Source organism: Mesorhizobium argentiipisi (SeqCode), from assembly GCF_037179585.1.
Classification (GTDB): domain Bacteria; phylum Pseudomonadota; class Alphaproteobacteria; order Rhizobiales; family Rhizobiaceae; genus Mesorhizobium; species Mesorhizobium argentiipisi.
The window spans coordinates 1-24,450 of record NZ_JAPYKO010000017.1; the positions used below are offsets into that span (position 1 = coordinate 1).

The 24,450-nt window shown below is 64.0% G+C and carries 24 protein-coding genes and 1 pseudogene; 16 read left to right on the plus strand and 9 right to left on the minus strand.

The features are described from left to right. Positions 1-299 precede the first annotated feature (299 nt). Entirely contained in the window at positions 300-956 is a 657-nt protein-coding gene (fsa, locus tag O7A05_RS22005; protein WP_041004472.1) for a fructose-6-phosphate aldolase, read from the minus strand. Between the two features lie 90 nt (positions 957-1,046). On the opposite strand from fsa, the gene O7A05_RS22010 reads away from it, so the two are divergent. The 9 genes from O7A05_RS22010 (at position 1,047) to O7A05_RS22050 (ending at position 9,964) form a co-directional block, all read left to right on the plus strand. Further along, positions 1,047-3,230: a primosomal protein N' gene (locus O7A05_RS22010; protein ID WP_337095058.1), complete on the plus strand. Its 2,184-nt coding sequence runs from the start codon at positions 1,047-1,049 to the stop codon at positions 3,228-3,230. Positions 3,231-3,263: 33 nt separating this feature from the next. Then, positions 3,264-3,959: an aspartate/glutamate racemase family protein gene (locus O7A05_RS22015; RefSeq protein WP_337095060.1), complete on the plus strand. Its 696-nt coding sequence runs from the start codon at positions 3,264-3,266 to the stop codon at positions 3,957-3,959. A gap of 96 nt (positions 3,960-4,055) precedes the next feature. Next, on the plus strand, positions 4,056-4,451 hold the full coding sequence (locus O7A05_RS22020; protein WP_337095061.1) for an AGROH133_08824 family phage infection protein: 396 nt from the start codon (positions 4,056-4,058) through the stop codon (positions 4,449-4,451). 247 nt (positions 4,452-4,698) lie between these two features. After that, entirely contained in the window at positions 4,699-5,259 is a 561-nt protein-coding gene (locus O7A05_RS22025; protein ID WP_337095062.1) for a F0F1 ATP synthase subunit delta, read from the plus strand. Next, a complete protein-coding gene (gene atpA, locus O7A05_RS22030) occupies positions 5,259-6,788 on the plus strand; it encodes a F0F1 ATP synthase subunit alpha (RefSeq protein ID WP_337095063.1) in 1,530 nt (509 codons plus the stop codon). The genes O7A05_RS22025 and atpA overlap by 1 nt, the downstream gene beginning before the upstream one ends. Before the next feature lie 29 nt (positions 6,789-6,817). Beyond that, positions 6,818-7,705 carry a F0F1 ATP synthase subunit gamma gene (locus O7A05_RS22035; RefSeq protein WP_337095064.1) on the plus strand — a complete coding sequence of 296 codons (888 nt, stop codon included), beginning with the start codon at positions 6,818-6,820 and terminating at the stop codon, positions 7,703-7,705. Between the two features lie 65 nt (positions 7,706-7,770). Then, positions 7,771-9,336, plus strand: a complete 1,566-nt coding sequence (gene atpD / locus O7A05_RS22040; protein WP_337095065.1) for a F0F1 ATP synthase subunit beta — start codon at positions 7,771-7,773, stop codon at positions 9,334-9,336. Positions 9,337-9,339: 3 nt separating this feature from the next. Then, positions 9,340-9,564: a hypothetical protein gene (locus O7A05_RS22045; RefSeq protein WP_337095066.1), complete on the plus strand. Its 225-nt coding sequence runs from the start codon at positions 9,340-9,342 to the stop codon at positions 9,562-9,564. Then, positions 9,557-9,964 carry a F0F1 ATP synthase subunit epsilon gene (locus tag O7A05_RS22050; RefSeq protein WP_095769727.1) on the plus strand — a complete coding sequence of 136 codons (408 nt, stop codon included), beginning with the start codon at positions 9,557-9,559 and terminating at the stop codon, positions 9,962-9,964. The genes O7A05_RS22045 and O7A05_RS22050 overlap by 8 nt, the downstream gene beginning before the upstream one ends. 185 nt (positions 9,965-10,149) lie before the next feature. Here O7A05_RS22050 and O7A05_RS22055 read toward each other — a convergent pair whose 3' ends face one another. Further along, positions 10,150-11,649, minus strand: a complete 1,500-nt coding sequence (locus O7A05_RS22055) for a mannitol dehydrogenase family protein (protein WP_337095067.1) — start codon at positions 11,647-11,649, stop codon at positions 10,150-10,152. 182 nt (positions 11,650-11,831) lie between these two features. Between O7A05_RS22055 and uxaC the strand changes: the two genes are divergently transcribed. The 3 genes from uxaC to O7A05_RS22070 all read left to right on the plus strand — a co-directional run bounded on the left by uxaC (position 11,832) and on the right by O7A05_RS22070 (position 14,463). Then, positions 11,832-13,241, plus strand: coding sequence for a glucuronate isomerase (uxaC, locus tag O7A05_RS22060; RefSeq protein ID WP_337095069.1), 1,410 nt, complete (start codon positions 11,832-11,834; stop codon positions 13,239-13,241). Between the two features lie 54 nt (positions 13,242-13,295). After that, complete coding sequence (gene kduD / locus O7A05_RS22065) at positions 13,296-14,063, plus strand: 2-dehydro-3-deoxy-D-gluconate 5-dehydrogenase KduD (protein ID WP_337095070.1); 768 nt, start codon at positions 13,296-13,298, stop codon at positions 14,061-14,063. A gap of 67 nt (positions 14,064-14,130) precedes the next feature. Beyond that, positions 14,131-14,463, plus strand: coding sequence for a cupin domain-containing protein (locus O7A05_RS22070; protein WP_337095071.1), 333 nt, complete (start codon positions 14,131-14,133; stop codon positions 14,461-14,463). Here the strand turns inward: O7A05_RS22070 and O7A05_RS22075 are convergent. Then, positions 14,460-14,795 (minus strand): glycosyltransferase family 9 protein, encoded by a 336-nt coding sequence (locus tag O7A05_RS22075; protein ID WP_337095072.1) that lies wholly within the window; start codon positions 14,793-14,795, stop codon positions 14,460-14,462. The two genes, O7A05_RS22070 and O7A05_RS22075, sit on opposite strands and share 4 nt — an antisense overlap. A 312-nt stretch (positions 14,796-15,107) precedes the next feature. Beyond that, entirely contained in the window at positions 15,108-15,488 is a 381-nt protein-coding gene (locus O7A05_RS22080; RefSeq protein WP_337095073.1) for a hypothetical protein, read from the minus strand. Positions 15,489-15,690: 202 nt separating this feature from the next. On the opposite strand from O7A05_RS22080, the gene O7A05_RS22085 reads away from it, so the two are divergent. After that, positions 15,691-16,512: a sulfotransferase family protein gene (locus O7A05_RS22085; protein ID WP_337095074.1), complete on the plus strand. Its 822-nt coding sequence runs from the start codon at positions 15,691-15,693 to the stop codon at positions 16,510-16,512. A gap of 6 nt (positions 16,513-16,518) precedes the next feature. On the opposite strand, the gene O7A05_RS22090 is transcribed toward O7A05_RS22085, so the two are convergent. Next, the gene (locus O7A05_RS22090) at positions 16,519-17,145 is read right to left on the minus strand and encodes a LysE family translocator (RefSeq protein WP_337095075.1); all 627 of its coding nucleotides are present in this window, start codon (positions 17,143-17,145) and stop codon (positions 16,519-16,521) included. A gap of 244 nt (positions 17,146-17,389) precedes the next feature. On the opposite strand from O7A05_RS22090, the gene recQ reads away from it, so the two are divergent. Next, positions 17,390-19,228, plus strand: a complete 1,839-nt coding sequence (gene recQ / locus O7A05_RS22095) for a DNA helicase RecQ (RefSeq protein ID WP_337095076.1) — start codon at positions 17,390-17,392, stop codon at positions 19,226-19,228. 35 nt (positions 19,229-19,263) lie between these two features. On the opposite strand, the gene O7A05_RS22100 is transcribed toward recQ, so the two are convergent. Then, complete coding sequence (locus tag O7A05_RS22100; protein ID WP_337095077.1) at positions 19,264-19,836, minus strand: TetR/AcrR family transcriptional regulator; 573 nt, start codon at positions 19,834-19,836, stop codon at positions 19,264-19,266. Positions 19,837-19,978: 142 nt separating this feature from the next. Between O7A05_RS22100 and O7A05_RS22105 the strand changes: the two genes are divergently transcribed. Continuing rightward, positions 19,979-20,734, plus strand: a complete 756-nt coding sequence (locus tag O7A05_RS22105) for an oxygen-binding di-iron domain-containing protein (RefSeq protein WP_337095078.1) — start codon at positions 19,979-19,981, stop codon at positions 20,732-20,734. Between the two features lie 258 nt (positions 20,735-20,992). Here O7A05_RS22105 and O7A05_RS22110 read toward each other — a convergent pair whose 3' ends face one another. The 3 genes and pseudogenes from O7A05_RS22110 to O7A05_RS22120 form a co-directional block, all read right to left on the minus strand. After that, positions 20,993-21,442 carry a hypothetical protein gene (locus O7A05_RS22110; RefSeq protein ID WP_337095079.1) on the minus strand — a complete coding sequence of 150 codons (450 nt, stop codon included), beginning with the start codon at positions 21,440-21,442 and terminating at the stop codon, positions 20,993-20,995. A gap of 182 nt (positions 21,443-21,624) precedes the next feature. Beyond that, positions 21,625-22,400: pseudogene (locus O7A05_RS22115) on the minus strand (cyclase family protein). 24 nt (positions 22,401-22,424) lie between these two features. Next, entirely contained in the window at positions 22,425-23,390 is a 966-nt protein-coding gene (locus tag O7A05_RS22120) for a fumarylacetoacetate hydrolase family protein (RefSeq protein WP_337095080.1), read from the minus strand. 127 nt (positions 23,391-23,517) lie between these two features. Between O7A05_RS22120 and O7A05_RS22125 the strand changes: the two genes are divergently transcribed. Then, the gene (locus tag O7A05_RS22125) at positions 23,518-24,450 is read left to right on the plus strand and encodes an ABC transporter substrate-binding protein (RefSeq protein WP_337095081.1); all 933 of its coding nucleotides are present in this window, start codon (positions 23,518-23,520) and stop codon (positions 24,448-24,450) included.

Here is a 24,450-nt window from a genome sequence, read left to right on the forward strand (position 1 = left end):
GCCTGTCCGAAAGGACGACCAGGATCCACTCGGCCTCCTTCCCACTTCAACCATACACCAGAACCAACACACAGGATCCTCGGGTCTGCGCGCGTCGCTTCGCTCCTTGCTCCGCCCGTGGATGACGATCGCGATGGGCGTTCCGGCCAATCGCCGAGGCAGGTGACCTGGCAAGGCATAGGCACTTTGCCACGAAAAAAGGCCGGTTGCCCGGCCTTCTTTGCTACTCAGTTGCTTTTTGCCTTGCGCAATTCCCAGACGGAAAATCGTTACACACTTTTCCTGGAACTGCTCCGGTCTCAGCCGATCTTCTGGCCGGTCTTGGCCCAGTCGGCGAGGAAGGCGGCGAGGCCCTTGTCGGTCAGCGGATGATTGACCAGCGCCTTCAGCGTCGCCGGCGGCGCGGTGACGATGTCGGCGCCGATCAGCGCGGCCTGCTTGACGTGGTTCACCGTGCGCACCGAAGCAGTCAGGATCTCGGTCTTGAAATCGTAATTGTCGTAGATGGTGCGGATTTCCGAGATCAGCTCCATGCCGTCCGAGCCGGTGTCGTCGATGCGTCCGACGAAGGGCGAGATGAAGGACGCGCCGGCCTTGGCGGCGAGCAGCGCCTGGTTGGCCGAGAAGCACAGCGTCACGTTGACCATGCGGTTCATTTCGGTGCGGATGGTCTTGCAGGCCTTCAGGCCGTCCAGCGTCAGCGGCACCTTGATGGCCACGTTCGGCGCGATCTTGGCCAGTACCTCGGCCTCGGCCATCATGTCCTTGTATTCGGTGGCCACCACCTCGGCCGAGACCGGGCCTTCGACGATGTCGCAGATCTGCTTGGTGACTTCGGAAATCTTGCCGCCCGATTTCAGGATCAGCGACGGGTTGGTGGTGACACCGTCCAGCAGCCCCAGCTCGTGCAGCTCCTTAATTTCCTTGATGTCAGCGGTATCGACAAAAAACTTCATGGCTGTCTCCTTGGGGATTGCCTGGCTCGGGCCAGGCAGATGCGAGGGTCCCCTTTGATCTAGAGCAAAGTCGGGGCAAGGTCACGCCCGATGATCGAAGATTCGCCCTTTGTCGCAGCCGCGCCCGTGCTGGTGCCGATGCCGGCCGAACGGCCCTACACCTATGGCGTGCCGCCCGGCATGCGCGTGGTGCCGGGCTCGATCGTGCGCGTGCCGCTCGGGCCGCGGCAAGTCGCGGGCATCGTCTGGGACGGCGCGGTCGAAACCGTCGATGCGAAGAAATTGCGGCCGATCGAGGAGGTGTTCGACTGCCCGCCGATCGATAAGGCGATGCGCCGCTTCGTCGACTGGATCGCGCAATACACGCTGTCGGCGCCTGGTATGGTCGCGCGGATGCTACTCCGAGCTCCCGAGGCGTTCGACCCGGAGCCATGGATCGAAGGGTTGCAGCGCACGCTTGCCGAACCCGACCGGCTGACCGACGCGCGGCGGCGCGTGCTCGAAACCGCGGAGGGCGGCCTTGCCTGGACGCGCTCGGGTCTGGCGCATGCGGCGGGCGTCTCCTCGACCGTGATCGACGGCTTGCGGGCACAGGGCGTGTTCGAGACGGTGATGATCCCGCCGCGGCCGGTGGTGGCGGCGCCCGACCCCTCTCATGCCGTGCCGGAATTGATGCCTGACCAGAAAGCGGCGGCGGAGAAGCTGCGCGCCGCTGTCGCCGCCGATGCCTTCAACGTCACGTTGCTCGACGGCGTCACCGGCTCCGGCAAGACGGAAGTCTATTTCGAGGCGATAGCGGCGGCGCTCGACAATGGCAGGCAGGTGCTCATCCTGTTGCCGGAAATCGCGCTGACGCATGCCTTCCTGGAACGTTTCCAGGACCGGTTCGGCGCCAAGCCGGCGGAGTGGCATTCCGACCTGCCGCCCCGGATGCGTGAGCGCGTCTGGCGTCAGGTGGCCGAGGGCGGCGTACGCGTCGTCGCCGGCGCGCGCTCGGCGCTGTTCCTGCCGTTCAAGGAACTCGGCCTGATCGTCGTCGACGAGGAGCACGATCCCGCCTACAAGCAGGAAGACCGCGTCTTCTACAATGCGCGCGACATGGCGGTGGTGCGCGGCCATATCGGCGGCTTCCCGGTCGTGCTCGCCTCGGCGACGCCCTCGGTTGAAAGCCGGGTCAACGCCAGCCAGGGCCGCTACCATCGCGCGGTGCTGTCGGCCCGTTTTGCCGAGGCGGCGCTCCCCGACCTGAAGTCGATCGATATGCGACGCGCGCCGCCGGCGCGGGGCGGCTTCCTGTCGCCTGTCCTCCTGGAGCAGATGCAGCGCACTCTGGAGAGACAAGAGCAGTCGCTGCTTTTCCTCAACCGGCGTGGCTATGCGCCGCTGACGCTCTGCCGCGTCTGCGGCCATCGATTCGGCTGCCCGGTCTGCTCGGCCTGGCTGGTCGAGCATCGCTTTCGCGGCCAGCTCGTCTGCCATCATTGCGGCCACAATGAGCGGCGGCCGGACGCCTGCCCGGAATGCGGCACGCTCGACCATCTGGTGGCCTGCGGCCCAGGCGTCGAGCGCATTGCCGAGGAGGTGGTGGGGCATTTTCCCGATGCCCGCACCATCGTGCTGTCGTCCGACCTTCTGGGCGGCGTGCGCAGGCTGCGGCTCGAGCTGGAAGCCGTCGCCAATGGCGAGGCCGATATCGTCATCGGCACGCAGCTGGTCGCCAAGGGCCATAATTTTCCCGGCATGACGCTGGTCGGCGTGGTCGATGCGGATTTGGGATTGGCCAATGGCGATCCGCGCGCCGCCGAGCGCACTTTCCAGCTGCTCAGCCAGGTGACGGGCCGCGCCGGCCGCACCGGCAAGAAGAGCCTCGGCCTCTTGCAGACCTACCAGCCGGATCATCCGGTGATGCGCGCCATCGTCTCGGGCGATTCGGAAGCTTTCTACGAGCGCGAGATCGCCGAGCGCGAACGGGCGGCGCTGCCTCCGTTCGGCCGGCTAGCCGGCATCATCGTCAGCGCCGCGACAAGGGGCGAGGCCGAAAGCCATGCGCGGGGCTTGCGGCGCGCGGCGCCGCAGGCTTCCGACCTCTTCGTGCTCGGACCGGCCGAGGCGCCGCTGTCGCTGATCGGCGGCCGCCATCGCTTTCGTCTGCTGGTGCAAGGCGAACGCCGCGCCGACATGCAGGGTTTTATTCGGGCCATGCTGGCCGAAGGGCCGAAGCTGCGCGGCTCGGTCAGGGTGCAAGTCGACATCGACCCGCAGAGCTTCCTATAAGCGGGAGAGACAGCCCCAACGGAGTGGTCGCTTATGAAAACCCTTGGCCTTCTCGGCGGCATGAGTTGGGAATCGACCGCCATCTATTACCGCCTGCTCAACGAGATCATGCGCGAGCGTCTGGGCGGGCTGCATTCGGCTAAGCTGCTGTTGTGGTCGTTCGATTTCACCGAGATCGCCGAACGCCAGCATGCAAGCGATTGGGAAGGTGCCGGCACTCTTCTTGTGGAAGCCGCGCGCAAGCTGGAGGCGGGCGGCGCCGAGGGCCTGGTGATCTGCACCAACACCATGCACAAGCTCGCCGACGCGGTGCAGGCGGCCATATCGATCCCGCTCATCCATATCGCGGACGCCACCGCGCAGGCTGTCGTCGATGCCGGCGTGAAGCGGCCGGCGCTGCTGGCAACGCGCTTCACCATGGAGCAGGATTTCTACAAGGGCCGTCTCGCCGACAAATACGGCCTGGAGCCCGTGGTGCCGGATCAGGCCGCCCGCGACATGGTGCACAAGGTGATCTATGACGAGCTCTGCCAGGGCATCGTCAAATCCGAATCGAAATCCGCCTATCTCGACGAGATCGGCCGGATGCGGCGCACCGACCAGGTGGATGGCGTCATCATGGGCTGCACCGAGATCACCATGCTGATCGGCCAGGGCGATTTCGACGTTCCGGTTTTCGACACCACGCGCATCCATGCCGCGGCCGCGGTCGATTTCGCGCTCGCCTGATTGCGCCACCTCTAATGTGCCCGCCGTCCTCTGGCGCGCTTTCGTTCCCTCGCTAGAATGCCGGCGTTTCAGAACAAGAAATAAGAGGGGGATTTTATGGAGTTCGCGTTTCCGTGGCCGGCGAGCCAGGGCGAATGGCTTGCCTGGTCGAGCGCTGTCGTGACCCTGGCCCTCGGCCTGTTCCTGTTCCTGGCGCCGGGGCTTGCGTTTCGCGTGCTGCGCCTGCAGCCGAGGCCGGAGAAAGCGGCGGCGATCGCCGAGGGACGCGGCCGCATGTCGGGCTTCTACCTCGGCGTCAGCCTGTGCTGCATTCTCCTGGCGCAGCCGCTGCTCTACATGGCGCTGGGCTTCTCCTGGCTGTTCACCGCCTTCGGCCGACTTTTGTCGATGATGTCGGACGGCGCCAACACCCCTTTCAACTGGATTTCAATCGTGGTTGAATTGGCGCTGGCGGCGCTGCCGCTGGCCTTTGCTTTCGGCTTGGTGCCGTGAATCCGCGACTAATCCGGCGCTTGAGCTTGGCCTTATCCGGGTGATGCGACAAAAGTGCCTGAAAACCATGCCGGACGATCCATTGCGGTCTTAAAAAGCCTGTGCTAGACGGCAATCGACTTTCGACCGGGGATAGCGGAAGCCGCGCCTCCGTGCTTGGAAAAATCGCAGTAAGGTCAAAGATTTAGCCAGAGTTTTCGCTCGCGCCAACAATCTGCGGCCTGTCAGACAAGAGAAAAGACGGTCCGTGGCCCAATCGTCATCGCCAATCTCAGCTGTCGCAGAGCGCTATGCCGGCTCGCTGTTCGAGCTCGCGCTGCAGGAAAATTCGGTCGCCCAGGTCGAGGCCGACCTCGCCAGCTTCGAGGCGATGCTCAACGGCAGCGACGATCTCGCGCGGCTGATCAACAGCCCGGTGTTTTCCAGCGAGGACCAGGCAAAGGCCATCGCGGCCATCGCCGACAACGCCAACATCACCGGCCTGGTCGGCAATTTCCTGCGCGTCGTCGCCAAGAACCGCCGCCTGTTCGCGGTGCCCGGCATGATCAAGGCGTTCCGCCAGATCGCCGCCGACCATCGCGGCGAGGCATCCGCCGAAGTCACCTCGGCGCATGCGCTGACGGATGCGCAGCAGGCTGAACTCAAGGCGACGCTGAAGAGCATCGCCGGCAAGGATGTGGCCATCGCCATGACCGTCGATCCGTCGCTGCTCGGCGGCCTGGTCGTCAAGATGGGCTCGCGCCAGATCGATACGTCGCTCAAAACCAAACTCAATTCGCTCAAGCTTGCACTGAAAGAGGTCGGCTGATGGACATCCGCGCCGCGGAAATTTCCGCAATTCTGAAAGACCAGATCAAGAATTTCGGCAAGGAGGCCGAGGTCTCCGAAGTCGGTCAGGTTCTGTCCGTCGGTGACGGCATCGCCCGCGTCTACGGCCTCGACAATGTCCAGGCCGGCGAGATGGTCGAATTCCCCGGCGGCATCCGCGGCATGGCGCTGAACCTCGAAGCCGACAATGTCGGCGTCGTCATCTTCGGCAACGACCGCGACATCAAGGAAGGCGACACCGTCAAGCGCACCGGCGCCATCGTCGACGCGCCTGTCGGCATGGGCCTGCTCGGCCGCGTCGTCGACGCGCTGGGCAATCCGATCGACGGCAAGGGCCCGATCAAGGCAACCGAACGCAAGCGTGTCGACGTCAAGGCGCCCGGCATCATCCCGCGTAAGTCGGTGCATGAGCCGATGTCGACCGGCCTCAAGGCCATCGACGCGCTGATCCCGGTCGGCCGCGGCCAGCGCGAGCTGGTCATCGGCGACCGCCAGACCGGCAAGACCGCCATCATCCTCGACACGATGCTGAACCAGAAGTCGGTGCACGACAACGGCCCCGAAAAGGAAAAGCTCTACTGCGTCTACGTCGCCGTCGGCCAGAAGCGCTCGACCGTCGCGCAGTTCGTCAAGGTGCTGGAAGAGCGCGGCGCGCTCGACTATTCGATCATCGTCGCCGCCACTGCGTCCGATCCGGCGCCGATGCAGTTCCTGGCGCCGTTCACCGCCTGCACCATGGGCGAATATTTCCGCGACAACGGCATGCATGCGCTGATCAGCTATGACGATCTGTCGAAGCAGGCCGTCGCCTACCGCCAGATGTCGCTCTTGCTGCGCCGCCCGCCGGGCCGCGAAGCCTATCCGGGCGACGTCTTCTACCTGCACTCGCGCCTGCTCGAGCGCGCCGCCAAGCTCAATGACGACAACGGCAACGGGTCGCTGACCGCACTGCCGATCATCGAGACGCAGGCCAACGACGTGTCGGCCTACATCCCGACCAACGTGATCTCGATCACCGACGGCCAGATCTTCCTCGAAACCAACCTGTTCTTCCAGGGCATCCGTCCGGCGGTGAACGTCGGCCTGTCGGTGTCGCGCGTCGGCTCCTCGGCGCAGATCAAGGCGATGAAGCAGGTCGCCGGCTCCATCAAGGGCGAGCTCGCGCAGTATCGCGAAATGGCTGCCTTCGCGCAGTTCGGCTCCGACCTCGACGCGGCAACGCAGCGTCTGCTCAATCGCGGTTCGCGCCTGACCGAGCTGCTCAAGCAGCCGCAGTTCTCGCCGCTCAAGGTCGAAGAACAGGTCGCGGTGATCTTCGCCGGCGTCAACGGCTATCTCGACAAGCTGCCGCTCGGCCAGGTCGGCAAGTTCGAGCATGGGCTGCTCAGCCATATGCGCTCGGCCGGCAAGGACGTGCTCGATGCTATCCGCAAGGAGAAGGCGCTGTCGGACGATTTGCGCGCCAAGCTCAAGGCCGAGATCGACGCCTTCGCCAAGACCTTCGCTTGAACGAAGCTGGACGGGATCAGGTTTGAAGCATGGCTTCGTTAAAAGACCTTCGTAACCGTATCGCCTCGGTCAAGGCGACGCAGAAGATCACCAAGGCGATGCAGATGGTCGCCGCGGCGAAGCTGCGTCGCGCGCAGGAAGCGGCGGAAGCAGCCAGACCCTATTCCGAGCGCATGGGCGCGGTTCTTGCCAACATCACCCAGGCGATCGGCGGTGGCGGCGATGCCCCGGCGCTGATGACGGGCACCGGCCGGGACGACGTGCATCTGCTTATCGTCTGCACCGCCGAGCGCGGCCTGTGCGGCGGCTTCAACTCGCAGATCGCGCGTCTCGCCCGCGACCACATCCGCCGGCTGCTGGCCGACGGCAAGCAGGTGAAGATCATCTGCGTCGGCAAGAAGGGCTATGACATCCTGCGCCGCGACTATGCTTCGATGATCCTCGAGCGCGTCGACCTGCGTGAAGTGAAGACGCTGGGCTTCGTCAATGCCGATGCGATCGCGCGCAAGGTCATCCACCTCTTCAACGAGGGCGGCTTCGACATCTGCACGCTGTTCTATTCGCAGTTCAAGTCGGTGATCAGCCAGATCCCGACGGCGCAGCAGATCATCCCGGCGGTGGCCGCCGGGTCTACCGCTCCCGAGGCGACCAGTGGCGGCAATGCCGTCTACGAATACGAGCCGGAGCCGGGCGAGATCCTCTCCGACCTCATTCCGCGCAACATCGCTGTGCAGATATTCCGCGCGCTGCTTGAAAACGCGGCCGGCGAGATGGGCGCCAAGATGAGCGCGATGGACAATGCGACGCGCAATGCCGGCGACATGATCAACAAGCTGTCGATCACCTACAACCGCCAGCGGCAGGCGCAGATCACCAAGGAACTGATCGAGATCATTTCGGGCGCCGAGGCGCTCTAATCACGCCCCGCGCGGGATACCCGGCGGGCGGCGTGACCAACGGATAGACGAAAAGGGCAAAGACGATGGCGAAAGCAGCTACCCCGAAGACCGCCGCCAAGGCGGCACCGGCCCCCAAGGCGGCAAAGGCTCCGGCAGCCGCCGCGAAGGCCGCCGCTCCGGCGAAGAAGGCGGCCGCTCCGGCCAAGGCGGCAAGCGTATCGACGAAGCGGGTCGGCGCCGCCGGGAAGGTCCGCCAGGTCATCGGCGCCGTCGTCGACGTGCAGTTCGAGGATCACCTGCCGGCCATTCTGAACGCACTGGAGACCGACAATGTCGGCAATCGCCTCGTGCTCGAGGTCGCCCAGCATCTCGGCGAGAATACCGTGCGCTGCATCGCCATGGACTCGACCGAAGGTCTCGTTCGCGGCCAGGACGTCTATGACACCGGCGCGCCGATCTCGGTTCCGGTGGGTCCTGGCATGCTCGGCCGCATCATCAACGTCATCGGCGAGCCGGTCGACGAGGAAGGCCCGGTCGACGGCGTCGAAATGCGCGCCATCCACCAGCCCGCTCCGGCCTATGTCGACCAGTCGACGGAAGCGCAGATCCTGGTCACCGGCATCAAGGTTCTCGACCTGCTCGCGCCTTATGCCCGCGGCGGCAAGATCGGCCTGTTCGGCGGCGCCGGCGTCGGCAAGACGGTGCTGATCCAGGAGCTGATCAACAATGTCGCCAAGGCGCATGGCGGCTTCTCGGTGTTCGCCGGCGTCGGCGAGCGCACCCGCGAAGGCAACGACCTCTATCACGAGTTCATCGAATCGGGCGTCAACAAGAAGGGCGGCGGCCAAGGCTCGAAGGCAGCACTCGTCTACGGCCAGATGAACGAGCCGCCGGGCGCGCGCGCCCGCGTCGGCCTGACCGGCCTCACCGTCGCCGAATATTTCCGCGACCAGGGCCAGGACGTGCTGTTCTTCGTCGACAACATCTTCCGCTTCACGCAGGCGGGCTCGGAAGTGTCGGCGCTGCTCGGCCGCATTCCTTCCGCCGTGGGTTACCAGCCGACGCTGGCGACCGACATGGGCGCGCTGCAGGAGCGCATCACGACCACGACCAAGGGCTCGATCACCTCGGTGCAGGCCATCTACGTGCCGGCCGACGACTTGACCGACCCGGCGCCGGCGACGTCCTTCGCCCACCTCGACGCCACGACCGTGCTGAACCGCGCGATCTCGGAAAAGGGCATCTATCCGGCCGTCGATCCGCTGGATTCCACCTCGCGCATGCTCGACCCGATGGTCGTCGGCGAGGAGCACTACCAGGTCGCCCGCCAGGTGCAGTCGATCCTGCAGCGCTACAAGTCGCTGCAGGACATCATCGCCATCCTGGGCATGGACGAGCTTTCGGAAGAGGACAAGCAGACGGTTGCCCGCGCCCGCAAGATCGAGCGCTTCCTGTCGCAGCCCTTCTTCGTCGCCGAAGTGTTCACCGGCTCGCCGGGCAAGCTGGTCGACCTCGCCGACACCATCAAGGGCTTCAAGGGCCTTTGCGCCGGCGACTACGACCACCTGCCGGAAGCCGCCTTCTACATGGTCGGCGGCATCGACGAAGCGGTCGAGAAGGCGCAGCGCCTCGCGGCTGAAGCGGCGTAATCCATGGACAGGAAGTTCTGTTGCTCCACCTTGCGAGAGGTGATGACAGAGCTTCCCTCGCCGTCGTTCTTCGAAACCGACGACGGGACATTGATGATGACGGTCGGGACTGTCGAAACGGAAGACGGTCTTGGGTATTTTGATCAAGCGGTCATGTTCTGTCCCTTCTGCGGGACGGGATTGCAGACTGACAAAAGTATCGCCGGCAAGGTGAAGCACAATGGCTGAAGCTTTCAAGTTCGAACTGGTCTCGCCGGAGCGGCTGCTCGTTTCCGAGCAGGTCGAGTCCGTCGTGATACCCGGTGCCGAGGGCGAGATGACGGTGATGGCGCAGCATGCGCCGGTCATGACCACGATCAAGCCCGGCGTCGTCACGATAAAGACCGCGGGCGGCAAGGAAGAACGCTTCGTCGTGTTTGGCGGTTTCGCCGACATCCTGCCTTCCGGCTGCACGCTTCTTGCCGAATCGGCGACGCATGTGAACGACATCGATCGCGCCGACCTCGCCCGCCGCATCCAGGAGGCCAAGGAAGACGCGGCCGACGCCAAGGACGACGAGAGCCGCAGCAAGGCGGAGCAGTTCCTCAGCCAGCTCACCACGCTGGAAGGCGCGCTGCTGCCAGCCTGATTTCAGCTGCTGATAAGCGATTGAGAAAGGTGGCTTGAACCCGCCTTTTTTGTTGCAGCCTTTCGCTTGCGAAACAGTCCCGAATGCGAAAGGGGTCGACTATGCCGCGCGGCAGGTGGTGAACGGGTCGGCCAACAAGCGTGAAGCCGCCCAGCTCACCGTCGAGCCAATGCCGGGCACAAACGCTATCTGGTTGTTCCACTCTCGCTGCCGATGCCGAGCGCGGCAAAAGCCAGTTTCGGACCGCCCTGCTTGAAATGGACGAGGTGGGTGGCGACAAACTCGATCAACCTTTGTCGTTCCGCGTGGCCTTTGGCAAAGCCGGCGAGGTCGAACACAGCCTCGGCCATTGTCGTCGTCGGCAGATTGCGGCCGAACAGGTCGCCGAGGGCGGTATCGAGCGGATCGGTGAAATGGCCTTCAGGCAAAGTAGCTCCGCGAGCGGCGCAGGCGGCGATCCAGGCGGCGACAACCAGCGACAGATGTTCCGGCAGCAAGCCAGCCTCCAGCCGGGCGAGGGCGGAGGCGACGATGCGCTGCGGCAGCTTCTGGCTGCCGTCATTGGCGATCTGTGCGGTGCGGTGGGCGAGTGCCGTGTTGGAAAAGCGTGCGGCAAGCTCGGCCGTGTAGGGGATCGGGTCGAGCCCGGCGTCCTGCGGCAGCGTTGGAATGGCCTCGGCCCAGAGCCAGTCAACGAACTGCCGGATCGCCGGATCGGCAAAGGCGCGGTCGACGGTGGCGTGGCCGCTGAGCAGGCCGAGATAGGCGATGCCCGAATGCGCGCCGTTGAGCAGCCTCAGCTTCATATCCTCGAAGGGGCCGACGTCCTCGACCATGGCGACGCCGAACTTCTCCCAAGCCGGCCGGCCGGCCGGAAAGCGGTCCTCGATCACCCATTGCTGGAACGGTTCCGTCATCACTGGCCACGCATCATCGATGCCGAGTTCGCCGGCGATGCGGGCGCGATCGGTATCCGTCGTCGCCGGCACGATGCGGTCGACCATAGAAGATGGAAACGCCACTTCGTCGGCGATGTGACGCGCGAGGCGGGCACCGCCTTCGCGGCTGTCTCGCAACTCGGCGAACTCGACCATCAGCCGGTGCAATGTGGCGCCGTTGGCCGGCAGGTTGTCGCAGCAGAGGACGGTGAAGGGAGGCGCGCCGGCGGCACGCCTGCGCGCGAGCGACTCGGCGAGAAATGCATGCGCCGTCTTCGGCGATCCCGGGTTGGCGAGGTCATGGACAATATCGGGGTGCGCGCTGTCGAGCGTGCCGTCGGCTGCCCTGAGATAGGCCTTCTCGGTTATGGTGAGCGTGACGATGCGGATGCGCGGGTCGGTCAGCGCGGCGAGCACAGCGCCGGGGTCCTCCGGAGCGACGAGCAAGGACTGGATCGAGCCGATCACCTGCAGCTGTTCGCCGGCGCTGTCGCGGATTGCCAGCGTGTAGAGTCCGTCCTGCGGCGCCAGCGCATCGCGCGTGTCAGGGCTGCGCAGCGAGACGCCGGTGATGCCCCAATCGCTCTCGCCATCCGCCAGACAGGCATCGACATAGGCGGCCTGGTGCGCACGGTGAAAGGCGCCGACGCCAAGATGGACGATGCCGGGCGTGACGGCGCGGCGGTCATAGCGCGGGATGGCGGCCGGCACATTCGCAATCGTCATGTTCGACAGGCGCTTCTTCATCGGATGTGAAGTCTCCAATCGCTTGCGGCCAAGCCGTCCGGAATGACGGCAAATATGGCTGGCGGCGTAGCACCCGCCGCTGCCGCCGACAATGGCCGCGGCGCGCAGAAGAGGCGTAGCTTTCGTGTGTTGACAGCATTTCTCCCTGACCCTACCGGTGGATCGCCGGAGGAGGGATCGACGTGGCCGCATTGACCGATCCGGATCTGCTGTTCGCCGCCGAAGCGCGCCTGCTTTCGCTCGCACGCGCGCTTTACACGTCGGTTAAAGACCTGCCCATCGTCAGCCCGCATGGTCATACCGATCCGCGCTGGTATGCGCTCAACGAGCCATTTCCGGACCCCGCGCAGCTGCTCATCGTGCCGGACCATTACATTTTCCGCATGCTGTTCAGCCAAGGCGTGCGGCTGGAAGAGCTGGGCGTGCCGACGCTCGACGGTTTGCCGGTCGAGACCGACGGCCGAATAATCTGGCGGCGCTTCGCCGAGCATTATTTTCTCTTCCGCGGCACCCCGACACGGCTCTGGCTCGACCATGTGTTCGAGCATCTGTTCGGCATCGAGGAGCCGCTCACCGCAGTCAGTGCCGACCGCTGCTACGATATGATCGCCACGCTGCTGCAGCGCGACGACTATCGGCCGCGCGCGCTGTTCGAGCGCTTCAACATCGAGGTGATCGCCACCACCGAAGGCGCGCTCGACGACCTCAAATGGCACCGTATGATCCGAGACAGCGGCTGGAGCGGCCGCGTCGTCACCGCTTATCGGCCGGACGCTGTCGTCGATCCCGATTTCGAGGGGTTCTCGGCCAATCTCGATCGCCTCGGCGAAATCACCGGATGCAATACCGGCACATGGACCGGCTACCTCGACGCGCATCGAAAGCGCCGCGCCTATTTCAAGGAGCTCGGCGCGGCCTCGTCCGATCATGGCCACCCGACTGCCGAGACCGCCAATCTCTCCGATGCGGCGGCGCAGGAGCTGTTCAACCGCATCCGTCGCGGCTCGGAGGACGGCCGCGAGCGAAAACTGTTCCGCGCCCAGATGCTGACCGAAATGGCCAAGATGAGTCGTGACGACGGCCTGGTGATGCAGATCCATCCTGGATCATGGCGCAATCATTCGCCTTTCGTTTTCCAGAAATTCGGCCGCGACAAGGGCTTCGATATCCCGACCCGCGCCGATTATGTGACGGCGCTGAAGCCGCTGCTCGAATGCGTCGGGCTGGAGCGCGACCTCACGATCATCCTGTTCACGCTGGACGAGACGAGCTACGCGCGCGAGCTGGCGCCGCTCGCCGGCGTCTATCCGGCGCTGAAGCTCGGCCCGGCCTGGTGGTTCCACGACAGCCCGGAAGGCATGCGCCGTTTTCGCGAGATGACCACCGAGACGGCCGGTTTCTACAACACCGTCGGCTTCAACGACGACACGCGCGCCTTCCCGTCGATCCCGGCGCGCCATGACGTCGCGCGCCGCGTCGACTGCGCCTTCCTGGCGCGGCTGGTCGCCGAGCATCGACTGCGCGAGGACGAGGCGCATGAGCTAGCCGGCGAGTTGGCCTATACACTAGCCGAGAAAGCCTATCGGCTGTGAAGACGCGCCCCGGAACGACCGATCCTTCGATCGGCAGCAAGCGAAAGGCATGACTTGAGCGATCTTTCCGCCTTCAGCCTCACGGGCAAGCGCATTCTGGTCACCGGCGCCAACACCGGCATCGGGCAGGGCATCGCCGCGTCGATCGCGCGCGCCGGCGGCCTGGTTGTCGGCGTCGGCCGTTCGGCGATGGATGACACCGCCGGGAAAGTCGCCGCCGCAGGCGGCAGCTTCGAAGCGGTAAAGACCGATCTTGGCGATCCAGCCGAGGCGGCCGCCATGCTCGACCGGGTCTGGAGCGAGAGCGGCCCGCTCGACGGCCTCGTCAACAATGCCGGCATCATCCGGCGCGCCGATGCGGTCGACCTGAGCGAAGCCGATTGGGACGAGGTGATGGACGTCAATTTGAAGACGGTCTTCCGGCTCTGCCAGAGCTTTGCCAGGCGCGTGCTGGCGGAGCCCGGACGGCGCGGCAAGATCGTCAACATCGCCTCGGTGCTGAGTTTCCAGGGCGGCATCCGCGTCGCCTCCTATGCGGCCTCGAAGCATGGCGTGCTCGGCCTCACAAGGCTGCTCGCCTGCGAATGGGCGGCCAAAGGCATCAACGTCAACGGCATCGCGCCGGGCTATGTCGAGACCAACAACACCGAGGCGCTGCGCGCCGACCCGGACCGCAGTGTCGCCATCCTCGGGCGCATCCCGGCAGGGCGCTGGGGCAGGCCGGAGGATATCGGCGACGCGGCCGTGTTCCTGCTGGCGCGGGCGTCGGACTATATGCATGGCGCGGTGGTGCCGGTTGATGGCGGCTGGCTGGCGCGGTGACCGTCTCCCGCCGAACCGCGCCGCGCCTTTCCTGGAATTGCTTTACAAGCCGAACGGAAGCTGAGCGATGACCGATATCTTTTCCCACGCGGGCGCAAAAGCCTGGGAGCCGACGCCGGACGGCAACAGGCGGCGCGTGCTGGTGCACACCGATGAGTTGATGATGGTCGAGTTCGCCTTCGACAAGGGCGGCGTCGGGGCGCTGCACTCGCATCCGCATGTCCAGGCGAGCTATGTCGCCGAGGGCCGCTTCGAGGTCACCATCGACGGCCGGTCGGAGATCCTCGAAACGGGAAGCAGCTTCATCGTGCCATCCAACCTCTTGCATGGCGTCAAGGCGCTGGAGACCGGTCGGCTGGTCGACAGCTTCGCACCTTACCGGGCCGATTTCCTGGGCTAGACTTTTTCCGGAGCCGCTCCAACAGCCGCGTGATCGCGGCGGCCCGCCGCGAGCAGACGATGCGCGGCATCGAGTATGACCTCGACCGGCGCGTCGGCGACATAGGCAGAACGGCCTCGCCTCGGCGCCGTGACGACTTCGACCGCATTCGAAAGGGGTCGCCAGCGTTCCATATTGGCGCCGTTGTTGACGATCACAGCCGGCGTCATGACGCTGGCCATGAGATGCGCCAGTCCGCCCTCCATGCCGATATAGGCCACCGCCATCTCACCCAGCGCGAGCAGGAGATCGTCGAAGCTAGCGATGTCCGGCGCCAGTTCCGGGCCGGCCACCTGGAGGCGGCCTCCCTCGCGAGGAGCGCCTGCGGCGTCGGTCCGCCGCCGGGGGTCGCCAGATACAGCACCCGGCAGCCGGCATCGATGAGATTGCCGGCAACGGCCACCACCTGATTTTCGCTCATGCACTTCCTGGCCTGGGCATTGCAGCCAAGCAGGACGAGCGAACGGCCGCACCGCCGCGCAGCTGGCGCGCCAAGGCCCGCGCGGCGTCCGGAACATCGAGCCTGTGATCGAAAGGCAGGTGCCGCCCCGCCAGGCGCTCGACCAGCCGATGGTAGCGCCAGGCATTGTGTTCGGGCCGCAGCGTCAATCGCGTGCCCCAGCGCAGCGACAGGAGATGGCCGGCAAAGTTCGCTTCGTAGCGGATGCCACGGCCTGCAAGTTGCAGAGCCGTGAGGATGAGGCCCGGCACGCCGGTGCGCAGATCGACAACGACGGCTTTGCGGCCGCGCGGCGCGAATTCGGCGAGATGGCGGAAAGCGGCGCCTTCGTCCTGAAGTCGTCGACGAGATGCGCGACATGCTTGCGCAACACATGCGAGAGCGACGAGCCGCGCATGGCACCGTAGACGATATGACTTTGCGGATAGACGGTCTTTGCCGCTCGCAGGGCCGGAATCCGCAGCAGGCCGTCGCCAAGCGCGTCGTTGCGGGCATAGAAGATCAGCACGGGCGCGGATAAATCCATGGCGACGAAGGATTCCATTGGTGTGATGCCGGAGAAGCGGGACGGCTGCGGAAGAATTCCTGCAGAAATATCAGCAAGCCCCCGGCTGAATTCTGCAAGAATAGGCTTGGTTTCTTGTATAAGGAAAGCCTGATCTCGTCATCCTGCCGACGCCGGCCGGGTTGGTGATGTCAGGTCCGACATGACCAGGGTGGCTTCCGGCTTGAAAAACAAGGCCGTTCGGCCAACCAGCCGAAAGCAGAATGCGGGCATGTGGTTCGGTGCAATGGGGGTGGGTATGCCGAAATTCGAGACAGCCGTCGGTTTTCTGATGGCCCGGTCAAGCAGGGAGTTCGATCGCCTTGTGACGGCCGTCAAAATTCGCTGGCGGTCGAGGCCGAATGCGCCGACCGCGCGGACCAACAAGATATTCATAGCCGGGTGCGCGCGCAGCGGAACGACGCTGACGCAACGCGTCATGAAAAGCTTCGAGGATACTTTCGTCTGGCCATCGGAGGCGCGGCACACGAAATTCTACCTGCTGGATCGCCAGGAAAACAATCTGGTCGTCAAGCGCGATTCCCGGGCCTTTGCCCATCTTGCGAAACTGCCTGCCGATATCGGCCTCGTCTATTGCGTTCGACATCCTTTGGATGTGCTTACCAGCGTGCATCCGCAGACCATGAAAAAGCGTCGATTTCATACCACGGCCGACCGCTGGATCGAGGAATACGATGCCCTACTGCGCTTGCGAAAGGCGCAGCCGGCGCGTGACATTCTTTACCTGCGCTACCAAGACACGATCGCCGATCCGGACGCCGTGCAACAGCGGATCGCAAACCGGTTCGGACTTCGCCCAAAAGTGCCGGTGAGCAGCGACGGGGAGCGCCCTATCCATTCGCGCTCACTGCGCAAGTGGGAGCGCAACGAGGACTATCGCGCCTATCTTCAGGGCCAACTGTCACCGGCCGTTCTTGGACCCATGCAGGCTTTTTGTCGCGAATTCGGCTATGACATGCCTGCCTGGACCGGCGCCGCCGGATGAAGCATCTCAGCGCTGCTGCAGCGCCAGGCGTATGCCGAGCGCGCAATAGATGCCGCCAACCACCTTGCCCTGCCATTTCAGCACCGCCGGATTGCGGCGCAGGAAGGAACCCAAGCCGCCCGCGCTGACGGCGAAGACGACGGTGCTGAAGAGCCCGAGCAGGACAAAGATGATGCCCAGCAGCATCAGTTGCAGCACCACGAAACCGGCTTGCGGGTGCACGAATTGCGGCAGGAACGCCAGGAAGAACAAAGCCGTCTTCGGGTTGAGCACTTCGGTCAGGATCGCCTGCCGAAAGGCCCGGCTCGCGGAAATGGGCAGCATCCTGCCCGCCAGGTCGGCCGGCGTCTTTTCGAGAATGGCACGGATGCCGAGATAAACGAGGTAGGCCGCGCCGATATATTTGACGATGCTGAACAGCATCGCCGAAGCGGCGATGATGGCCGAGATGCCGACGATGGCCATGATGGTGTGGATCACGTCGCCCGCGGCGACACCGGCGCCGGTGGCGATGCCGACCTTGGTGCCCGAGCTCGTCGCCCGCGCGACCGTGAGCAGTGTCGCCGGTCCCGGAATGAAGACGAAGCCGAACACGACGGCGACATAAGTGATGAGCGTGGCGGGATCGATCATCCGAAGGTCCTTTTGCATCGCGGACGGCTCGAAATCATAGCATCGGAGAATGCGTCGGCGGAACTCTCCGACCGATGGGCCAGCGATGGCTTTTCGATGACGGCATCGGCGCGAGGCGGCAGGTTTCCCGCGAAGCGCGGTTGTGGCCGGATGAGCGCTGCGCTACTCCAGGGCTTCACGCGGTGAATCATTTGGCTGGTCTTCACATAAACCCGAAAACGACCTCCTGTCCGGTGTCTGCCTGATGCCGGCACAGGCAGCGAGCATCCGGGCCGAGGATCACAAGCGGCGCGTCCTGAAGGATGTGTTCGGCTTCGACGATTTTCGCCCCGGACAGGCGGCCGTGATCGAGGCGCTGCTCTCCGGACGGCATGTGCTGGCGGTGATGCCGACGGGCGCTGGCAAGTCGCTCTGCTATCAGGTTCCGGCGCTGGTCAAAGGCGGGCTCACCATCGTGGTGTCGCCGCTGGTGGCGCTCATGCAGGACCAGGTCGCCGCCTTGCGCCTTGCCGGCGTGGCCGCCGACACGATCAACTCCTCGTTCGACCGCGATGCCAATGTCGCTGCCTGGCGGCGCGTGGCGTCCGGGCAGACGCGGCTGCTCTATCTGGCGCCGGAGCGGCTGATGACGGAGCGGATGCTCGAAGCCCTGTCCCGGCTCAATGTCGGCCTGATCGCCATCGACGAGGCGCATTGCATCTCGCAATGGGGCCCGGCCTTCCGGCGCGAATATGAGGACCTGTCGCAGTTGCGCGGCGTGTTTCCGCAAGTGCCCATCATCGCGTTGACGGCGACGGCGGACGAGGCCACGCGCGCCGACATCGAAGCGCGGCTGTTTGCGGGGCGCGCTGAAACCCTGGTGCTCGGCTTCGACCGACCCAACATCAAGCTGGCGATAGAGCCCAAGCAGGACAGCAAGCGCCAGCTGCTGCGTTTCATCGAGCGTCACCCGGGCAAGAGCGGCATCATCTATTGCTTGTCGCGCCGCAAGACGGAGGAGATGGCGGCCTTCCTGGAGAAGAACGGCGTGCGCGCGCTCGCCTACCATGCCGGCATGAGCAAGGACGCGCGGGAGGCGAACCAAAACACCTTCATGAGCCTGTCGGGCGTCGTCATAGTGGCGACCATCGCCTTCGGCATGGGCATCGACAAGCCCGACGTCGCCTATGTCTTCCACACCGACCTGCCCGGCAGTCTGGAGGCCTATTACCAGGAGATCGGCCGCGCCGGTCGCGACGGCCGGGCGGCGGAAGCGCATATGCTCTACGGCGCCGGCGATATCCGCACGCGCCGGATGTTCATCGACGACGAGGACACCTCGCCCGAGCACAAAAGACGGGCGCATCGCCGGCTCGACACGCTGATCGGCTATTGCGAGACGGCGCAGTGCCGCCGCCAGGTGCTGCTCGGCTATTTCGGCGAGGAGGCGCAAGCCTGCGGCAATTGCGACAACTGCCTCGACCAGGCGCCGCGCGCCGATGGCGGCACGGAGGCTCGGATCATCCTCGCGGCGGTCGCGCAGAGCGGCGAGCGCTTCGGCGCCGCCCATGTCATCGATATTCTGCTCGGCCATGAGACCGAAAAGGTGCTGGCCAGAGGCCATCAGCAGCTTGCCAGCTTCAAGACCGGCATCATGCACCGGAAGCCGGTCTGGCTGTCGCTCATCCGGCAACTTGTCGCCGGCGGCTTCCTGGTGCCGGATCCCGACGGCCATGGCGGCCTCGCCATCTCCGAAAGCGGCCGCGCGCTCGGGCGCGGCGAGGTTGCGTTCGAATATCGTGTCGAGGGCCGGGACCGTCTCGCGCGCGGCAGGAAGCGTGCCGCGCGAGGCTTCGCCACGGATGGTGAGGACGTCGATGCATCGCTTCTGGCGACGCTCAAGACGCTGCGGCTGCGGCTCGCCAAGGAACGGCAGGTGCCGGCCTATGTGGTGTTCTCCGACCGCACGCTGATCGACATGGCCGAGCGCCGTCCGCGCGACCTCGACGACTTCGCCGAGGTGAACGGCGTGGGCGCAGCAAAGCTCAAGGAGTTCGGCGAAGCGTTCTTGAGTGCGATCGCGGCGCACCCGTCAGAAAGCTGACAAGACGTATATCTCAGCCTACTGCCGCCGGAGTCTCAACCCACGCCTTGGACGGCCTGAACCATGGCATTTGCGGCTTCAACGGGCTGGAGGCCAGCTTCGCGCACCAGCGTGCGCCAGGTGAAGAAGCTCAGCGCCACACGCAGCATCGCTCGCTGGCTGCCGCCAAGGCCTTCGCCGAGCACTCCCTGGCAGGTCGCGAAATACGGGCCGATGCTCGTCTCGACAGCCTCCCGGGTTGGCGGGTGATGTTCGGCGTCGCGCAACACGCTGGCCACCACGCTTTCATTGCGCCCGTACCATTCGTAGATCGCCAGCAGCGCGATCCGCATCCGTTCGCCTGGGTCGGCCACAACTCGCCACGGCTCCGGGCTCGGCAGCGGATGCGTCTCGATGTGCGTGCTCGAGCAGGCCTGCAGCAGGCTGCGCTCGTCGGGGAAGTGGGCGTAGAGCGTGTGTCGCTGAACGCCGGCACGCTCGGCGACCAAGCTGAAGGTCGTTGCTGCGGGACCAACGCTACCGTGCAGGTCGATCGCAGCTTCGACGATGCGCCGCCGGGTTTCCGCCTGCTGCTCGGCACGGCGTTTAAGGGTGTATTTGCGGGTCATTTATTTAAATGCACACGCATGTGCACCCATTGTTGACAGGGTTCTAATATTTCGCTACACACATATGTACTTCGATTTTGGTCGAAGTCCAGCCCTGGGTAACCGGGAGAGGGAACGCAACCATTGTTTTGGAGGAGATTCCATGGAAACGAAAATCGATGAAATCGCCGAGGGCATTTACCGCCTATCGACCTATGTACCGGATATTGCTCCGCCCGTCGGCTTCACCTTCAACCAGTTCCTGGTCATTGGCGATGAGCCGCTCATGTTCCACACCGGTCCGCGGAAGATGTTCGCGCTCAACCGCGACGCGCTTGCCCGCATCATCCCGCCGGAGCGTCTTCGCTGGATTGGATTTGGCCATTTCGAATCCGACGAATGCGGCGCCATGAACGAATGGCTCTCCGTTGCGCCGCAAGCAACGGCCGCGCACGGACAGACAGGCGTCTACGTGTCGCTCAACGATTTCGCGGATCGTGCGCCGCGGGTGCTGAAGGATGGCGAGGTGATCGACATCGGCGGCGGCAAGCGCGTGCGCTTCATCGATACACCGCACACGCCGCATGGCTGGGACGCCGGCGTCATGTACGAGGAATCGACCGGCACGCTGCTCTGCGGCGATCTGTTCACCCAACTCGGCAACGACCGCGCGCTGACCGACGGCGATGTTGTCGGCCCGGCGATCGCCGCCGAGGATCTGTTCAAATACTCGGCACTCAATCCCGGCATGGGCACGACGATCCGCGAGCTTGCCAAGCTCGCGCCACGCACTCTGGCGCTCATGCACGGTCCGTCATTTTCCGGCGACGGGGCCGCGGCCCTGCGGGCGCTTGCCGACGACTACGACCGCCGTGTCTCGGCTCAGATGACCAAAGCCATGCAGAGGCTGGCAGCATGAGCGCGCTCGTAGAGGGCACAAAGACGGACTGCCGGATCACCGGCGTTTGCGGCCGGCAGGGGCCCACCTGCCCGAACGCCGGCTTCGTATGCCGCATCCTGCTTCGGGCTCAGGATGTCAGTCCTGCGAAGGGCGCCGCGCGAATGCGTGGCCTGAAATGAATGAGAGGCCTCCTTCGCCAAGGCTTCGGAGGCCATCCTCGCGAAGGATCGCCAATCAGCCGCCGAGCCCAACCGCTCACACTTTTCCTGGAATTGCTCAACGCCAAAGGCACACCCGGACGTCCTTCCCGACATAGCACGCGCCTTCGCGGCGAAGCTCTCCCCAATCGCCTGCGTTGCCGTGCGTGTCGCGAATATCCGCGTTGCCGTAGCCGGCCCAAAGATCACCGTCCTTGTACACGACGGCCCAGTAATCCTTCGACATCTCACCGGCCCCGCTATGCGTGTCGGGATAGTCGATGCCCGCAAAAACCTGACGAGGCCCCTGGATATTGAAATCGCCACCGTTCTCGATTTGGTAGGAGCATCTTCCGGATATGCGGGTCTGACCGTGAACGACGAGCAGGCAGCAGCCCCATTTATAGCCGCTCGGCAAACGATGCTGCGGTTGCGCATGCGAAGGCGAAAGGGAAAACGCAATTGCCAGGGCAACCGCGATTGGTCGCGCGATCATCTTGTCCCCCGTTGTGAAGCCGCGACCGGACATTCTTAGATTTCGCCTCGAGCGCACGTCGAATGGTCCTGTGCGCAATGACCCCCGAGATCATATTACGATCGGCCACGGTCGCATTTTTGTCACGTGAAGGCTTTGGAATTCGCGAGGCCGACGTGGCGCGGTGAGGGGATGTAGGCAGCCCTCCGTATCCGCTGGCAGCAACTGCGATAACGTCAACCTCCCAGAATGGCCACGGCCCTGGTCCAGCCAGCCGAGGCTGCTTTGATCTTCACGGGGAAGCAGGAAACGATGAACCCCTTCGAAGGTAGAGCCGCCAGGTTCGTCAGCTTCTCAAGATGGCAATAGCCGATCTCCCGCCCGGCCTTGTGTCCTTCCCAGATGATGCTCGCATCCCTTGTCTCTTCGAAACGCCTGCGAGTGGCGGGAAATGGCGCGTCCCAGCTCCAGGCATCCGTGCCCGCGACCCGCACGCCTCGTTCAAGCAGGTAGAGCGTTGCATCGCGCCCCATGCCGCAGCCCCGACTAAGATAATCTGGCCCACCGTAGGCATCTCCCGCCGCCGTGTTCACAAGCACGATATCCTTTGGGCGCAGTTGTGTTCGATGCGTCGAAGCTCATCTTCCACTTCGGCGGCGGAGACGACGTGCCCGTCAGGCAGGTATCGAAAATCCAGCTTGACGCCGGCGGCATAGCACCAGTCGAGCGGTATCTCGTCTATCGTTGCTGCGCGCTTGCCCCCATCCATAGTGGAATGAAAATGCCACGGCGCGTCGAGATGGGTTCCGTTATGCGTTGTAAGCTTGACATCCTCGACGGCCCACCCCTCTCCATCCGGCAGATCGGCGGGATCAAGCCCGGGAAACATGGATGCAATCTCGGCCGCGCCCTCCATGTGACCTTTATACTGGATCGCCGGGCGCATCGGCGGCGGATCGGCGGGCGTTTCGTTGTCGATCGCGACCGAGATATCGATAAATTGCAGTGTCATAGACTTTCTCCCTCTCCCATGGTGTCAAAGTGCCGGTGTTACGACGCGGTTGCTAAGCTCGCCCAGGCCCTCGACCTTGAGCGTCACGATATCGCCGTCGGCGAGATATCGATCCATTTCCAGCCCGCATCCGTTGCCCATCGTGCCGGAGCCGAATATTTCTCCCGAATAGAGGGTCTCATCCTTCGATACATAGGCGATCATGTCGGCGAAGCCGTGCAGCATGTCGCGCGAGTTCCCCTTGGCCCACACCTCGCCGTTCACGCTGACAGACATGGCGAGGTTTTGCGGGTCCGGCACCTCATCCGCCGTCACCAGCCAGGGCCCCATCGCGTTGCCATGATCGAAGCTCTTTCCTTTGGCCGGTCCGAGCATGCCCTGCATTTCGACATTCTGTGTGTCGCGCGCCGAAAAGTCATTGTAGATCAGGTAACCGAAGATGTGCTTCGCAGCGTCCTCCTTCGCGATATCCCGTCCCTTCCGTCCGATGACGGCGGCAAACTCCAGCTCGAAGTCCATGATCTTGCTATAGCGCGGCCACGGTATGTCCGCGCCCGGTCCGACAACGCTGAAACGGTTGGTGAAGTAATAGATTGGCTGCTGCCGGTAGATTTCAGGGACGGCCTCCAGCGGGCGAATGGTTTCAAGGGCGGCCAGATCGCCCCTTCGACGTGCAGCAATTCGGGCCATGCCGGATGGCGCCCGGCGAATATGACCGGGAAAGACCGAAAAGTCCCGGATCTGAGCCGGGACGGGCAGCGGCGCGAGCAGCTTCACATCCTCCAACAAAAGCCTGTGCCGGCTGTCCGCGGAGGAGGCTACAGTTTCGCGCGCCGCATCGAGACCCTCGTTGCCGCTCTCGATCAACGCGAGCATGGAGCTTGACCAATCGGCGTCGGGTCTTGCCGCGGAAAGGTCAATAATTCGATCCTCAACAACTGCGCCAATATGCGTGACGCCGTTGCCAACAACGAAGGTAACCAGCTTCATTTCCATCCCCTCGGGAATCCAAATTTACGAAATCGTATATGATTTTGTAAATCGTATGTTGTTTTTTGTCCAGCACTCGTTTATTGATGCCGCTCGTGCGGTACGGGAGCCGCCAAGGGAGGAAATAATGTCTCTACTTCGCAAATCGGCAATCGGCCTGATCGCAGCGCTTTGCAGCGCAAGCCTTGCGCATGCCGACACCAAGCTTTCGATCGGCTTCACCATGAATGGCGAAGCGGCACCGATCTATGTTGCCAAAGAGCAGGGAATTTTTGCCAAGCACGGTCTCGACGTCACCCTGGTGCCAATCGCCGTGAATTCGACCTTGCCGGCTGCACTGATGTCCGACAGCGTCCAGATTGGAACGATTTCACCGACCGTTTTCTTACAAGCTAGTCAGAACGGATTGGGGCTGACGGGTGTCTCCGGGATGACCGTGACCTCGCAAACCGGAGCACGCGTCGGCATCGTCGCGGGCAAGAATTCCGGCATCACCAATCTCAAGGACTTATCCGGAAAGACGTTGGGTATCCCAGGCGTTTCGGCGGTACTCGACATCATGGCGCGACGGCTTCTGATCGACGCCGGGGTGGACGTGTCCTCGATAAACTATACCGAGACGCCCTTCCCCGTGCAGTCCGACGTCTTGAAGGCCGACACCGTCGCAGCTGTCGTGACGGTCGACCCTTTCCTGTCACGAATTGAAGCGGCAGGGATTGGCAAGCCCATCGCCAACCTGCTCGATGGCGTTCCGGACGGCGAACTCGCCCAGTTTTTTGCGACCACTGCTGATTGGGCAAAGGAGAACCCTAAGACTGTCGCGGCATTTCGTGACGCGATCACGGAAGCAATGAAAGTAGCGGCCTCCGACCCCAGCAGCACGCGTAAGGCGATTGGCGTCTACGTCAAGATGCCCCCGGAAATGCTGAATACCATCGCTCTGCCGACACCGGACGCCCGCCTCACGAAAGAACAGCTGGATTGGTGGGTAGAGGTCATGCGCAAGCAGGGCCTGATATCGGCAAGTATCGATACTGGAAGCCTAATCTGGAAGGACTAG